This is a genomic window from Pseudoxanthobacter soli DSM 19599 (genome assembly GCF_900148505.1).
Taxonomy (GTDB): Bacteria; Pseudomonadota; Alphaproteobacteria; order Rhizobiales; family Segnochrobactraceae; genus Pseudoxanthobacter; species Pseudoxanthobacter soli.
In genome coordinates, this window is the sequence record NZ_FRXO01000005.1 from 412,311 (window position 1) to 426,197 (window position 13,887).

The 13,887-nt window shown below is 67.0% G+C and carries 16 protein-coding genes and 1 other RNA gene; 8 read left to right on the forward strand and 9 right to left on the reverse strand.

Annotated features, from left to right (window positions below):
* The first annotated feature begins 18 nt into the window (after positions 1-18).
* The gene (locus tag BUF17_RS14615) at positions 19-750 is read left to right on the forward strand and encodes a hypothetical protein (protein ID WP_073629903.1); all 732 of its coding nucleotides are present in this window, start codon (positions 19-21) and stop codon (positions 748-750) included.
* A gap of 174 nt (positions 751-924) precedes the next feature.
* Here BUF17_RS14615 and BUF17_RS14620 read toward each other — a convergent pair whose 3' ends face one another.
* The gene (locus tag BUF17_RS14620; protein ID WP_073629905.1) at positions 925-1,356 is read right to left on the reverse strand and encodes an RbsD/FucU family protein; all 432 of its coding nucleotides are present in this window, start codon (positions 1,354-1,356) and stop codon (positions 925-927) included.
* 411 nt (positions 1,357-1,767) lie between these two features.
* On the opposite strand from BUF17_RS14620, the gene BUF17_RS14625 reads away from it, so the two are divergent.
* The gene (locus BUF17_RS14625) at positions 1,768-2,739 is read left to right on the forward strand and encodes a GntR family transcriptional regulator (protein ID WP_175563708.1); all 972 of its coding nucleotides are present in this window, start codon (positions 1,768-1,770) and stop codon (positions 2,737-2,739) included.
* Between the two features lie 182 nt (positions 2,740-2,921).
* Entirely contained in the window at positions 2,922-4,199 is a 1,278-nt protein-coding gene (locus tag BUF17_RS14630; RefSeq protein ID WP_073629910.1) for an alpha/beta hydrolase, read from the forward strand.
* A gap of 231 nt (positions 4,200-4,430) precedes the next feature.
* Here the strand turns inward: BUF17_RS14630 and BUF17_RS14635 are convergent, their stop codons facing one another.
* The 3 genes from BUF17_RS14635 to BUF17_RS14645 all read right to left on the reverse strand — a co-directional run bounded on the left by BUF17_RS14635 (position 4,431) and on the right by BUF17_RS14645 (position 6,822).
* On the reverse strand, positions 4,431-4,796 hold the full coding sequence (locus BUF17_RS14635) for a DUF423 domain-containing protein (RefSeq protein ID WP_073629912.1): 366 nt from the start codon (positions 4,794-4,796) through the stop codon (positions 4,431-4,433).
* Positions 4,797-4,937: 141 nt separating this feature from the next.
* Positions 4,938-5,858, reverse strand: coding sequence for a hypothetical protein (locus tag BUF17_RS14640; protein WP_073629914.1), 921 nt, complete (start codon positions 5,856-5,858; stop codon positions 4,938-4,940).
* 247 nt (positions 5,859-6,105) lie between these two features.
* Positions 6,106-6,822, reverse strand: a complete 717-nt coding sequence (locus BUF17_RS14645; RefSeq protein ID WP_244530895.1) for a DUF1134 domain-containing protein — start codon at positions 6,820-6,822, stop codon at positions 6,106-6,108.
* Between the two features lie 239 nt (positions 6,823-7,061).
* Here BUF17_RS14645 and chpT point away from each other — a divergent pair, with 239 nt between their 5' ends.
* On the forward strand, positions 7,062-7,691 hold the full coding sequence (gene chpT / locus BUF17_RS14650) for a histidine phosphotransferase ChpT (RefSeq protein ID WP_073629916.1): 630 nt from the start codon (positions 7,062-7,064) through the stop codon (positions 7,689-7,691).
* Positions 7,692-7,946: 255 nt separating this feature from the next.
* On the opposite strand, the gene ctrA is transcribed toward chpT, so the two are convergent.
* On the reverse strand, positions 7,947-8,648 hold the full coding sequence (gene ctrA, locus BUF17_RS14655) for a response regulator transcription factor CtrA (protein WP_073629918.1): 702 nt from the start codon (positions 8,646-8,648) through the stop codon (positions 7,947-7,949).
* Positions 8,649-9,096: 448 nt separating this feature from the next.
* Between ctrA and BUF17_RS14660 the strand changes: the two genes are divergently transcribed.
* Entirely contained in the window at positions 9,097-9,507 is a 411-nt protein-coding gene (locus BUF17_RS14660; RefSeq protein ID WP_073629920.1) for a hypothetical protein, read from the forward strand.
* 93 nt (positions 9,508-9,600) lie between these two features.
* Here the strand turns inward: BUF17_RS14660 and BUF17_RS14665 are convergent, their stop codons facing one another.
* The 4 genes from BUF17_RS14665 to ssrA all read right to left on the reverse strand — a co-directional run bounded on the left by BUF17_RS14665 (position 9,601) and on the right by ssrA (position 11,627).
* Positions 9,601-9,813: a ribbon-helix-helix domain-containing protein gene (locus tag BUF17_RS14665; protein ID WP_073630084.1), complete on the reverse strand. Its 213-nt coding sequence runs from the start codon at positions 9,811-9,813 to the stop codon at positions 9,601-9,603.
* A gap of 278 nt (positions 9,814-10,091) precedes the next feature.
* The gene (locus BUF17_RS14670; protein WP_073629923.1) at positions 10,092-10,304 is read right to left on the reverse strand and encodes a DUF4169 family protein; all 213 of its coding nucleotides are present in this window, start codon (positions 10,302-10,304) and stop codon (positions 10,092-10,094) included.
* Between the two features lie 55 nt (positions 10,305-10,359).
* A complete protein-coding gene (locus BUF17_RS14675) occupies positions 10,360-10,947 on the reverse strand; it encodes an SspB family protein (protein ID WP_073629925.1) in 588 nt (195 codons plus the stop codon).
* A 323-nt stretch (positions 10,948-11,270) separates the two neighbouring features.
* Positions 11,271-11,627: a transfer-messenger RNA gene (ssrA, locus tag BUF17_RS14680) on the reverse strand.
* Between the two features lie 178 nt (positions 11,628-11,805).
* On the opposite strand from ssrA, the gene BUF17_RS14685 reads away from it, so the two are divergent.
* Genes BUF17_RS14685 through BUF17_RS14695 form a run of 3 tightly spaced genes read left to right on the forward strand, consistent with a single transcriptional unit; the run spans position 11,806 to position 13,654 of the window.
* The gene (locus BUF17_RS14685) at positions 11,806-12,600 is read left to right on the forward strand and encodes a thymidylate synthase (protein WP_073629927.1); all 795 of its coding nucleotides are present in this window, start codon (positions 11,806-11,808) and stop codon (positions 12,598-12,600) included.
* A complete protein-coding gene (locus BUF17_RS14690; protein WP_073629929.1) occupies positions 12,597-13,088 on the forward strand; it encodes a GNAT family N-acetyltransferase in 492 nt (163 codons plus the stop codon). The genes BUF17_RS14685 and BUF17_RS14690 overlap by 4 nt, the downstream gene beginning before the upstream one ends.
* Positions 13,085-13,654, forward strand: a complete 570-nt coding sequence (locus BUF17_RS14695) for a dihydrofolate reductase (protein WP_073629931.1) — start codon at positions 13,085-13,087, stop codon at positions 13,652-13,654. The genes BUF17_RS14690 and BUF17_RS14695 overlap by 4 nt, the downstream gene beginning before the upstream one ends.
* Positions 13,655-13,887: the final 233 nt, after the last annotated feature.

Genomic DNA, 13,887 nt, shown 5'->3' on the forward strand with positions numbered 1-13,887 from the left:
TGTGGCGTGGGGAAGGACATGAAGCGCATTCTGGCCGGCGTGTTGTCGGCATTGATATCCGTCGCGGCGGCTGCGGCCCTGCCGGAGGCGGCCCATGCCGTGCCTGAACGGGTCATCATCCTGCGGCACGGCGAGAAGAAGAACGATTACGCGCTGTGCTCCATCGGCGAGGAGCGCGCCAAGGCGCTCGCCGCGCAATATCTGAGCCGCGATCACGCCAAGACGCTGTTCGCCCACCAGCCGCCGGTCGCCTTCATGTCGATCACGCTGCACACGCTGGAACTGGTGTCGCCCTCCGCAGGCAAGTGGGGCATTCCGGTCGACGATGTCAGCGTCATGCCGGAACCCCGCCGGGACGATCCGAAGTTCGTCGAAAAGCTCAACCAGCGCACGCAGGAGGCGGCCCACGAGGTGCTGACCGATCCGCGCTGGAACGGGCGCACCGTGGTGATGGTCTGGGAGCACCATCACATCGCCGACGCGAAGATGGAAAAGCAGTTTCCCGGCGAGGAGGTGACGCTCCGGCAGCTTCTCAATCTCGACAAGCTGAAGGACGTCCCGAAGACGTGGCCGAACGCGAACTACGATTATTTCTGGATCGTCGATTATGGCGATCCGAAGTCGGACGTTCCGACGGCCTTTCACATGGTCAAGCAGGCCTTCGAGCCGCCCTACAACACTCTGCCGTCCAACGATTGGGGAGCGCCGGAAGTGTTTCCGCCGGGGTCGGACTGCGAACACCGTAAATAGGCGCAGCCGGACGGCATCTCCGCCGTCCGGGGTCAGCCATGCCGTGGCTCAGGCCGCGGCCCAGAGCATAACCCGTTCAGATCGTGCCGATCTGAACGACAAGGATATGCTCAAGCTTTTGAATCTGGAGCGATTTCTGGTCGATCTGATGATTCCATCAGATCGGAAAGCGCTTTAGGGCTCGATCACGCCCTTCTTCAGGATGAGGTTGCCGTAGAGCCGGCTCTCCCCGGTCGCGACCACGGCGAAGGCGGTCTTGGCGCGCTCGTAGAAGGCGAAGCGCTCGATGCTGCGGACGCCGAAGCGGCCGTCGGAGGCGGCGCGCACCTGCTCCTGGAAGGTCACGCAGATCGGCGCCAGTTCGTCGGGCGCGTGCACCTGCTGCATCACGAACGCGGCCTCCGGCTCGAACTGGTCGAGCGGCAGCAGGTGAAGGATGGCCTCGGCCGCATGGGTCGCGGTTACGCCGTCGAGCCGCACCACGCGCTTGCCCATGGTCGCGGCGGGGAAGTTCGCATCGACGATGGCGATCTCGTCGCCATGGCCCATCGAGCGCAGGATGTGGAGCAGGTCCGGCCCGAGAATCGGGTCGATGTGCCTGAGCATGGGAACGGTCCTCGCGTGCTGTGTGGCCGGGCTGTCCCGCCCGGTCTCCTGATCGGATGAAAATCGCTGTCCCGGATGCCGTCCGGGTGAACGGTGCCTATGGCCGGAGCGGGCGAAAAAGCGGAACTTTTTCGATAAGATGCACCCCGCGGGGCGACGATAGAAAGCGCCTCCATTCTCTGTCAAGGCGCCCGGCAGGGTGGCCGCGCTGTCGCCTTGCCCTTGATCTCATTGAACCATTCCGGCAGTTTGCTCAAAGAGTGGGCGGGAAGCCGGTCGGCCGGCGATTCTCCCGTGCCGTTCATGCCTTTGGAAAACGATCGCTCCCGAACCCCGGGGCAGAAGGCGCGTTGGCGGGGAGGGAAGCGGTCCATCGTCGTGGCCTGGAAGGCGCGCGCCGCGGAGCCGCAAGTGGCCAAGTCGGACCATCTCTATCGCCGCACGGCGAATCGCATCCTGGACGCCATCGAGGCGCTTGAGCCGGGCGACCCCGCGCCGTCCGAGGCGGTGCTGACGACCCTGTGCGGCGTCAGCCGTTCTCCGGTGCGTGCCGCCCTCCAGCACCTCATCCAGAACGGTGTCCTCGCCGTTCACGGCAATGAGCGCATCGTCGCCCGAAAACCCCTCGAAAGCGACCGGTTCGACGAGACGCAGGTTCATTCCCCCGCTGACCACGTCGAAAGCGTGTTCATGGAACTCGTGCTGCGGCAGGATCTCCTGCCCGGTCAGCGCTTCACCGAGGCGGAACTCGCCCGGCGCGCCGATACGTCGACAGCGGTGGTGCGGGAATATCTCATCCGTCTGTCGCGGTTCGGCGTCATCCGCAAGCGCCCGCGCGGCAGCTGGACGCTGATGGCGTTCGATGCCGCGTTCGCCAACGAACTGGCGGACATGCGCTATATTCTAGAAATGACGGCGATCGACGCTTTTGCCTCGCTTGGTGCCGATCATCCGGTCTGGGCGGAAGTCGAGCGCATGATCGGCCGCCACAAGGAGCTGGCGTCCCAGATCGACGAGCGGTTTCACGACTTCTCGGCGCTCGATCAGGACTTTCACGCCATGATCATCGGCGCCAAGCGCAACCGCTTCTTCAGCGACATGTTCGACGTGATGACGCTGATCTTCCACTATCACTACCAGTGGGGGAAGGTCGGCGAGAAAGAGCGCAACAAGGTCGCCGTCAACGAGCATCTCGGCATCCTCGACGCGCTGGCCGCGCGCGACATTGCGACGGCGAAGGACAGGCTCGCCGCACACCTAGCGGTCGCCCGGCGCACGCTGCTGCACGCGATCTCACCCTCGTCGCGCCCGAACGGTCCCGGCAACCTGCCGATCGCCGCGCTGCCGCGCATGGCCGAAGTCGGCACCGCCGCCGAGAACTGACCGCGACAGTGCGGCTTCGGCGGTTCGCGGGCCGGCTGCGGCAGCGCCTCGCCGCGCGTGGTTAAAACCTTCTGGATGACCGCCCCCGTGCGGTTTCGGCGGTGCCCAGGGCGCGGTAGAACAGCGTGAGCACGTCGCGTTCCGACCGCGACCGGCCTCAAGTTCGACGAAAGGTCTCATCGGTGCGCGCGCTGCCTCAGGTCTGGATCCCGGTCTTCCTCATCAGCATCCTGGTCGCGGGTTGCGGCGGCCGGCCGATCAACTCGCTGTTGCCGGTCACCGAAACGGTGCCGGGCACCAGTTCTGTTCGGATGCTGGTGGTGACCACGCGCGCGGCGATCTCGAGCCGGCCGGGCGAGTTCTTCTCCGGCGAGCGTGGCGACGAACCGGCCTTCGCCGATATCACCGTCTCGATCCCGCCCGACGCAAACCGCCGGGTCGGCGAGATCCAGTGGCCGTCGAGCGTGCCGGGCAATCCGGCGCGGAATTTCGTCGTGACCAATGTCGAGCTTGAGAACAAGGCCGGCGCGCTGCGCACCTTCAAGGAGATCACCCCCAAGGCACGCCCGCGCCGCGCCCTGGTGTTCGTGCACGGCTTCAACAACCGCTTCGATGCCGCGGTGTTCAGCCTTGCCCAGATCGTCCACGATTCGAAAGCCGACGTGGCGCCGGTGCTGTTCACCTGGCCGTCGCGTGGCCGACTACTCGCCTACAATTACGACCGCGAAAGCGCGGCCTTCTCCCGCGATGCGCTCGAGGAAGTGCTGTGGGCGCTGGCCAAGGATCCGAACATCGACGAGATTTCGATCCTGGCCCACTCCATGGGCACCTGGCTCACCATGGAAACGCTGCGGCAGATGTCGATCCGCAAGGGCCGGCTGCCGGCAAAGCTGCAGAACGTCGTGCTCGCCGCACCCGACATCGATTTCGACGTGTTCCTGACGCAGGTGCGCGACATCGGCAAGCCGAGGCCGGAATTCATCGTGTTCGTGTCGCAGGACGACAAGGCCCTCGCGATCTCCAGCGTGCTCGGCGGCAGCATCTCGCGCCTCGGCGCCATCAACCCCGAGACCGATCCCTACCGCAAGATGCTCGAGGCGGAGAACATCAACGTCATCGACCTCACCAAGCTTTCGAGCGGCGATCCCTTCAACCACAACAAGTTCGCTGAAAGCCCGGAGGTGGTGCGCGCCATCGGGACCCGGCTTGCCGCGGGCGACTCGGTCACGTCCAGCAATGCCAGCATCGGCGAGCGCATCGGGCTGATCACCACCGGCGCTGCGTCCGCGGTGGGCCAGACGACCGGCCTGCTGATTTCCGCGCCGATCTCGGTGGTGGACGGAAACACGCGCGCGTCGCTCGGCAGTCAGGCGCAGGCCGTCGGCGAGTCGGTCGGCCAGACCATCGAGGCCACCACGGATACGGTCACAGCCGTGCCAGGGGCCGCCGCCGGCCGCTAAACCAAATCCCGTTCGGATCGGACCGATCTGAACGGGATATGTCTAAAGCTTTGAATCTCAAATCGTTTGTTGTCCATCTGATGCGTCCATCAGATCGGAAGGCGCTCCGGCGTGCCTGTTCACCGAGGCAGGCGCCGGTCGGCGGGAGCAGCCCGGTTTCGCTCCGTCTTCTCCTCGCCGTATCCGCACCGCTGGCGGGCAACGCAGCCCGTCACGGCCGGCCAGCGCCGTTCAGCGCCGCAGCAGGGAAAAACCTGCGACGGCGGAAAACAGCCAGCCGACGATCAGCGTCGTGCCGCCGACGGGCGCCAGGGATGACATCGGGCTTGCCCCGAACACATCGCTCCAGATGAGGCTCCCGGAGAACAGAACCACACCGACGGCGAGGACGACGGCGCTCCACGCGACGAGCTTGCGTCCCCCGAACGCGGCGGACAGCGCCGCGAGCCCGACGATGGCGACGGCATGGATCAGCAGGAACTGCGCCGCCACGGGCAGATTCGGCAGATTCGTCAGGTGGGCGCCCGCGGCTGCCGCCGCGACCCCGCACGCCCCGAACACGCTGCCGACGGCGGCGAGAACGGCTTCGATCTTCATCGCTTCTCTCCCGCAGTCCAATGCGCTCTAGAGCATAACCCGTTCAGATCGTATCGATCTGAACGACAAGGATATGCGCAAGCTTCTGAATCTGGAGCGATTTCTGGTCGATCTGATGATTCCATCAGATCGGAAAGCGCTCTAGGTCGCGGTCCGCTCGCGCAGGCGGCGGATCTTGTCGGCGAGGGTCGCCGCGGCGCTGACGCCGCCGGGCGCCGGCGGGCCGTCGGCGAGGATGGCATCGATGCGCCCGCCGCGGCCCTCGATGGTGGCCGTCACGGCGGCGACTTCGGCCGCGAGGTCCGAAAGCCGCTCGCGCAGGAGCGCGGCTTCCACCTCCTCGATGGTGGCGGGCACGGGCGGATCTCCGGCCAGGGGCTGTCCGTCATCCGCCACCGCGGCGGCTTGCGGCAGGGCCGCGGCATCCGCGCCGTTGCCCTCGGGCTTCGGCGCGGGCGGGGCGAAGGCCTTCAACTGGTCGAGTTCGGCGTTGAGCGCGGTCGCGCGGAAGCTCGCCGCCGCGGCGTCGATCCGGCGGGAATCGGCGGTCTCGCGCGCCTCCGTCAGCGCGCGTTCGACGCTCGCGAGGCGCTCGGCGAGCGCACGCTGCTCTGCGGCCGCGGTCGATGCGGATTGCCGGGCCGCCTCGAGCTCCGCCTGGAGGGCCGCGACGCGTTCGTCGGCAACGGCCGGAGGGGCCTCCTGAACGGCGGGAGGGGCATAGAGCGACGGCTCGATCCGTCCGCTTGCCGGCACCTGCTGCGGCGGCTCCTTGCGTGCCGGCTGCTGCCCGGGGGGTGTGAAACGCTGGTGCTGCAGACGGGCGATCTCGATGCGGGCGACGCGCAGTTCCTCGGCGAGCCGCTCGGCGCGCACCTCGACACGACGAAGTTCGATGGCGAATTCGGCGCGCAGCAGGTCGCGGTCGGGCCGTGTCGCCGCCGCGAGCTTGACCGGCCCACGGCGACGGCGGGGTCGTCGCAGCACCGTCGCCAGCACGATCAGCGCCACGAGAACCGCGCCGACTGCGATCGCGGCTTGCGTCAGGTCGATTTCGCTCACCAGGCCGCCTCCCGATCGATCTTTCCGGCGCGGCCGGTGATCAAGGCAAGGTTGCATCGCCGGGCGCGGGACGGGACGAAGGCCGAGGCCTTTACCGTGCAGATCGCGCCGACGAGGCAGGATAGAGGCGCGGCAACAGGCTTGCCAGACGCACGTCGCCCTACTCTCTGGATAAAACGGGTGCGAAGGGCAAGCCCCGGCGACGCGGATCGCCCCTGCGTGCCCGGCATGAGCCGGATTTCCCTGGTCAGAAGGGATTCCAGGTCGGCTCGGCGGTGAACTTCAGGTAGCCGAGATTGACGCCGAGCCGCGCGCCGAGACCCGACTTGACGGGCACGATATAGGTCGGCTCCGCCGCGAGCACCGTCATGCCGAACCCGCCCACCACATAGGCCGATCCGTTGACGCCGACGAAGCGCTGGAACAGCTGCTGAAGCGAGGGCAGCCGGTAGACCAGCATCATCACCCTCGCGCCATCGCCGCCCACGTCGAAGCCAAGCGAGGGCCCCTGCCAGTAGATGCGCTGCGGCTGACCCTGGCGGCTGTAGATGTCGCCCTCGCCATAGCGCAGGCCACCGAAGAACGCGCCGGATCCCTCGCTGCCGAGGATGTAGGCGTTCGGCTCGCCATATTGCGAGAACGCGCGCTCGACGACCGTGGCGAGTCCGCTCGAGATCTGACCGAAGAACTTGTTGCCGGTCTGGATCATCTCCGTCGAGGAATAGGTCGGCGGCATCACCCCGCCGTTCGCGGCGGGCGGCGTGCCGGCCGACACCGGCGGCGAGGGCACGCTGTTGAAGGTCGTCGGCGGGTTCGGGTTCGGCAAGGCTCCGCCGCCCTGGGCGCCAGGCTGGCTGTAGTCGGAGCCGCCATAGTCCTGCGCGAACGCGGCGTCGCGGGCGAACGATGCGCCGGCGGTGAGGATGGCGATGGCGGTCAGGAGCCTGACGAGAAAGGCGTTCATGGCCGGCATTATCCTTGGCTGCTGAAGCGGCTCCCGATCGGGCGAAGTCATCCGATCGGCGGGAAGGGGCTTCGGGTTTTGGAGCATGGGGCTAGTCCGGCCGTTTGGACCGGTGCGGTGCGGACGGGACGTGCGCTCCATGGGGCGGTTGTCCGGCGACGGCCCGGCGTGTATGGCTCGGCGACGGCCGTTCGGCACCGCCGACGGCAGCGACCTTCGAATGCACCGGGAATTGCGACATGAGCCTCGACCTCGCCGCGCTGTTGTGCAGCCGCATCTGCCACGACGTCATCAGCCCCGTCGGCGCCATCACCAACGGCCTCGAAGTGCTCGACGAGGACGATTCGGGCGACATGCGGGAGGTCGCGATGGACCTGATCCGCAAGAGCGCGCGGCAGGCTTCCGCCCGGCTCCAGTTCGCGCGCCTGGCGTTCGGCTTCGCGGGTTCGGCCGGGGCATCCATCGATCTCGCCGACGCCGAGCGGCTGGCGAAGGGATATGTCGACAGCGACAAGACCAGCCTCGACTGGCGCATGCCCGCCGCGCTCGTCGCCAAGGACCGGGTCAAGCTGCTGCTGACGCTCATCGTGCTGGCCCTCCAGGCTATTCCGCGGGGCGGCTCGATCCGGGTGTGGTCGCCGGGCAGCGCCGAGATCGACGATCTGACAGTCGTCGCGACGGGCTCCCACGCGCGCATTCCGGCCGGAATCGAGGACCTGATCGCGGGCACCCAGACCGAACCGCTCGATGCCCATAGCGTGGTGCCGTATTATGTCGGCCTCCTGGCGCGCTCCGTGGGGCTTGCGATCCGCATCTCCAGGGACGGCGACGTAGTCACCTTCGTCGCCTCGTCGCGCGCCGCCGCCTGAAGACGGCCCGGAAAAACGAAGCGCCCGACCGGCCAAGGAGCCGCGGGCGCTGGCCGGCTGGGAATCCGATGCGATCCGGCCGAAACCGCCCCGATCGCGAGCTGGTGGAGCGCCCTCGGCGGGGCGCTTGCCCCCGGCGTTTCTCCGCCGATGGCGAGGAAACAGCGCTTCACGGGAGCCGGGCGTCATGCCCGGCCTTGGCGTCATGCCCGGCCTTGCCGTCGGCGCGACCACGCGGGTAGGCCCGCGTCGCCCTCAGGCGGTATCGCGGACCGGCTCGTCCTCGCCGTCGCGCAGAACGTAGCCGCGGCCCCAGACGGTCTCGATATAGTTGCGCCCGTTGGTCGCCGCCGTCAGCTTCTTGCGCAGCTTGCAGATGAAGACGTCGATGATCTTCAGCTCGGGCTCGTCCATGCCACCATAGAGATGGTTGAGGAACATCTCCTTGGTGAGCGTCGTGCCCTTGCGCAGCGAAAGGAGCTCCAGCATCTGGTACTCCTTGCCGGTGAGGTGCACGCGGCTGCCCCCGACCTCCACGGTCTTGGTGTCGAGATTGACGGTGAGTTCGCCCGTCTGGATCACCGACTGGGCGTGGCCCTTGGAGCGGCGGACCACGGCGTGGATGCGCGCGATCAGCTCGTCCTTGTGGAAGGGCTTGGTCATGTAGTCGTCGGCGCCGAAGCCGAGACCGCGCACCTTGTCCTCGATATTGCCGAGTCCGGAGAGAATCAGGATCGGCGTCTTGACCTTGGACAGGCGCAGAGCACGAAGAACCTCGTAACCGGACATATCCGGAAGGTTCAGATCGAGCAGAATGATGTCGTAATCGTAGAGCTTGCCGAGGTCGATGCCTTCCTCGCCAAGATCCGTCACGTAGATGTTGAAGCGCTCGGACTTCAGCATCAGCTCGATGCTCTGCGCGATAGCGCTGTCGTCTTCAATCAGCAGTACGCGCATGCCAAATCCCTGTGTTCGCCGTGTCATTGGGCTTGGCGCAGCGACCTTAAGCTCAGGCCTCCGCGAAGGACTGCTGTTCGTCCCGACTCAACGTTACCTCAAAAGGGTTAACAGATTACGATTCCGGCTGGCAACGCCTTGACCACCTGAATTCACAGAAGAGCGGAACACAATGGAATCCATAGCGGATTCCGAGCCGCTCCCGGTCGCCGTCGCTGCCGTCCGGTGTCGTGTGCTGACCCTCTCGGGAGATCGCCCGCCGAGCCCTTTCACCCAAACCTCGTTGGGCTGCATGGTTACCCAATCCGGTAAACGTTCAGTTACCCGGAAGGCGTCGATTGCACAGGAAACAATGCCGACGAACCCGCCAACCATTTGGCAATGAATCGCGAACCTTTTGGAAATGACTCCTCGCTTATCGTCAGCGGTGCGTGAGGAGTGAATTGCGATGAAACCGAGAGACAATCTCATCCGGGCAAAACAGTTCCAGCTCGAAGATGCGCGCCGTCGCCTCGCCCAGATCGAGGTCATGGTCGGCGAACTCATGCGCATGGCCGGCGAACTGGATCAGCAGATCGACGTGGAAGAGAAGAAGAGCGGGGTCACCGATCCCGAACACTTCGCTTATCCGACATTCGCCCGTGCCGCGCGCCAGCGCCGCGACAACCTGCTCGCGTCCATCGACGGCCTCGCCGAGCAGCGCGCGCAGGCGGCCGATGCCGTCGCCGCGGCGGAAGCCGATCTTGCGACCGTGGTGCAGAAGGCCGAGCGCGCCGACGAGCGTCTGGTGACGGCGCGTGTGTCGACCCTCGGCGGGCGGGCGCCCGCCCGCGCGGCAGCGGCCCAGATTTCCCGCTGATAGCGTGAGGGAAGCGTGCGCCCTGCCGAGGGCGCGCGAAGGAAGGGGGCGGCACGCGACGGAAAGTGGTCCGGCCACCCGGGCGTGACCCGTTCAGCGCCGCGAAAGATCCCGGAAGTGGTCGAGCACGGTCACGCGCACCGCGGACGCGAGCCCGCCCGCGCCCCGTTCCCGGTCGATGGTGCTGACAAGCGCGGGAAGGCTCAGACCCCGCGCCGCCGCCACCGCCTCGATGCCGCTCCAGAAGGCAGGCTCCAGCGCGAGGCTGGTGCGGTGGCCGTCAAGGGTGAGGGAGCGCTTTTCCATGGTCGCCGTGATCCGCATTGACGGGCGATAGCCCGGAACGCATTCCGTTCGGATCGATGCGATCTGGACGCCCGGACCGGCGCGATCATCGAAGCCGGAGGGTTTGCTCTCCAAGTGTTGCTGTCTGATCGGCCTGCTTCCGCTCGGCCGGCGTTCGTGCGCTTGATCGAACGCCCCGGTCCGGTCGGGAAGGGCCCGCAAAGCCACCTCAGAGTGGCCCGTTCAGATGTGCCGGCTCAGCCCCCCGCGAACGGGTGCGACAGAGGCGGGGAGGGCGATCAGGCGTCTTTCTCGTTGTCGCCGGGGGGCGGGCCATCCGTGCCGAGGCGGTGCCCGTCGAGGTGGCGCGCGGCGCTCTCGGCTTCAGAACGCGCCTGCCCGCGCTCGGCCGCGGTGCGTCCGAACAGGATGCGGTTCGCCTCCGCCGTAGCCTCGCGCTCGGCGCGGGCCTTGCGTTTGCGCACCAGTCGCAGATTGACGATGTCCGCCATCCGTTTGCCTCCGCGGGACCTGCGCCCGGGTTCCGGCTCCCGCGTTCCGCCCGGTTCAGGTCTTGCGGCGGAACGCGTCCAGCGACACGACCGCCGCGCCCGCATCGGGCGCAGCCTCACCCTCGGCGGCCGGCTTGCCTTCGGCTTCCGGAGCTTCCGGCTTATCCTCGCCCGAGGCCTCGGCGCCCGATGCCGGCTTCACGTCTGGTTTCGCGGCTGGCTTGACCATCGAGAGCGGGGCCGAAACCTCCGCCTCGTCGGTGTCCTCGGCGGCCGCTTCCTCGTCGCGGTGCGGATCGAACTGCAGGCCGAACTGGACGGAAGGGTCGAAGAAGCCCTTGATCGCGCGGAACGGCACGAACAGCTTCTCCGGCACGCCGCCGAACGACAGCCCGACCTCGAAGCCGTAATCGGAAACCGTCAGGCCCCAGAACTGGTGCTGGAGCACGATGGTCATTTCCTCGGGATATTTCTGCTTGAGGCGGGAGGAAATGCGCACGCCCGGCGCCGAGGTGTCGAACGCAATGAAGAAGTGATGCTCGCCGGGCAGCCCGGCCTGGAGCACCTCGTTCAGAACCTTGCGCACCACGCTTCGCAGCGCGTCCTGCACCAGGACGTCGTATCGGATCAAATCCTCGGCCATCGCTCGTCGCTCTTCGGGCTGGTCGGTCGTCGGGCAGCCGCTGGTTCCGGAAGCAGCCGGGCGGCCGCGCTTCCTAAGGGCTCGGGAGCCATGCACCCCGGCTCCGTCATCCCCGAACCCGCGTTTGCCCCCGTCGGGATCAGAAGGGGCTCACCGCCGGCAATATCGGCCGGGCAGCGGAACCGCCTCGCAGGCGCTTTCAGCCTGTCGTTCCGAACCGGAGAGCCGGCGAGGAACACCTTTTGGACGGCCCTGAGGCCGAATTCGACGACGGAGAAGCGCGACGCATCTGGCGATGCCGGCCGCGGCTCGTCCGCGAAATGAGTGAGGGCTTCTGTTGCCAGGTGCCCCCGAACCCCGCCTTACTGCGCTAACAGCAAGGGCTTAATTAGAGGTACCGCACCGCATCACGCGGCGAGGCGAGCCTCAGCATAGTTGTCATTGGCAACTATAGGTTTGGTCCGATAACGGCGGTACCATGCCGGGCGAAAGCACGACCTTTACACTCTCGTCGATCCTATTTCGCCCCCACCTCAACCCGCTTGTCCGAAGCGGGCTCAGGTGGAGGCGCCGGGTACCGCCCCCGGGTCCGATGAGCTTATTACGTCGACCGTTTATCGCCATATCCGACCGTCGCCGGCAGCCCGAATATAAGATGAAGCGGCGGGATGTGAAAGGGCAGAACGGAGATTGGCATGCGCGGCCATCCACAAGCCGCGTCGTCGGGGGTGCCGTCGCGGCGCTCCGCACGCGACGCCGCGGGCGACTCGCGCTAGTAAGGAACGATCGGAGCCGGCGTCCGTTCGGCCCGGACCGACGTCTGCGGACGTCCCACCGCATCAGCCTCGGGAGCGCGCGATGCGCCAATATCACGATCTCATGCGCCGCATCCTCAGCGAGGGCGCGCTGAAGAGCGACCGCACCGGCACCGGCACTCTGTCGGTGTTCGGCCATCAGATGCGCTTCGATCTCTCGGAAGGCTTTCCGCTGGTGACGACCAAGCGCATCCACCTGCGTTCGGTCATTCACGAGCTGTTGTGGTTCCTGAAGGGCGACACCAACATCGCCTATCTGAAGGAGAACGGCGTCTCCATCTGGGACGAGTGGGCGGACGAGAACGGCGACCTCGGGCCGGTCTACGGCTATCAGTGGCGCTCGTGGCAGACGCCGGATGGCGGCGTGATCGACCAGATCGCCGACGTCGTCAGCGAAATCCGGCGCAATCCCGATTCGCGCCGGCTGATCGTCACGGCCTGGAACCCGGCCGATGTTCCGAAGATGGCGCTGCCGCCGTGCCACCTGATGTTCCAGTTCTATGTGGCCGACGGGCGGCTCTCCTGCCAGCTCTACCAGCGCTCGGCCGACACCTTCCTCGGCGTGCCGTTCAACATCGCGTCCTATGCCCTGCTCACCCACCTCGTCGCCAAGGTGACGGGGCTCGCGCCGGGTGATTTCGTCCACACCCTCGGCGACGCCCACCTCTACGTGAACCACATCGACCAGACGCGCGAGCAGCTCTCCCGCGCGCCGCGGCCTCTGCCGCGGCTCGAGATCGCACCGCATGTCAGCGATCTCGCCTCGATCCGCTTCGAGGACATTGAAGTCGTCGGTTACGATCCCCATCCCCACATCAAGGCCGAGGTGGCGGTGTGAGCATCTCCATCCGTTCCGCCGGACCGGCCGATGCCGGGATCGTGTTCGGCTTCGTGCGCGCGCTCGCCGAATACGAGAAACTCTCTCACGAGGTCGAGGCCGACGAGGCGATGATCGCCGCCGCGCTCGCCGGGCCGAACCCGCGGGTGTTCTGCGACATCGCGGAGTGGAACGGCGCCCCGGCCGGCTTCGCGCTGTGGTTCTATAATTTCTCCACCTTCCGCGGCCGCCATGGCATCTATCTCGAAGACCTGTTCGTCGATCCGGCTCTGCGCGGCCATGGCATAGGCAAGGCCCTGCTCGTCCATCTCGCGCGGCGGTGCGTGGACGAGGGGCTCGGCCGGCTGGAATGGGCGGTGCTGGACTGGAATGCGCCCTCGATCGCGTTCTATCGCGCCCAGGGCGCCGTGCTGATGGACGAGTGGACCGGCTGCCGCGTCTCGGGGGAGGCGTTGGCGAGGCTCGCCGGCGAGACGGCCGCCGCATGAGCGATCATGGCGTCAACGACGATGCTCCCGGTAAGGCTCCTGGCGGCAGGCCGCGTCTCGTGCTCGTCGCGGCCGTCGCGGAGAACGGCGTTATCGGCACCGGCGACGCCATGCCGTGGCACCTGCCGAGCGACCTGAAGCGCTTCAAGGCCGAAACCCTGGGCCATCCCATGCTGATGGGGCGGCGCACCTATCTCTCCATCGGCCGGCCGCTGCCCGGCCGCGACACCGTGGTCGTCACCGCCGACCCGTCGTTCGCGCCCGAAGGCGTGCACGTGGCGCCGACGCTTCCGGCGGCACTCGAGGAAGCCGGCCGGCTCGCCGCCGGGCGGGGTGTCGGCGACATCATGGTGGTCGGGGGCGGGGTTCTCTATGCGTCGCTGATCGATGTCGCGGACCGGCTGTCGATCACCGAGGTCCACGCCCGCCCACAGGGAACCGTGATGTTCCCGCGGATCGACCCCGCGATGTGGCGCGAGGTGTCGCGTCAGGGTCCGGTGCAGGGACCGGCCGACAGCGCGCCGGTCTCTTATGTCGCTTACGAGCGGATTTCGCACGACTCCTGACCGGTGCTCGATTGACGCCGGGCGCTCGGCCACCCACCTGTTGTTGCGCCGGATCGGCGGCGCCCGCCTACGAAGTGTTGACCGGACGGTGCGCGATGCCCGGGCGGGCGTTCGTTGAAAGGCCGGGGGGAAGCCCCTATAACCCGGGCAGGCGAGCACAAGACCACGGCCGGACAAGGCGTGGAATCATGCCGAATGTGGAATTCTGGCGACGCAGGTCGCTGACGACTTAA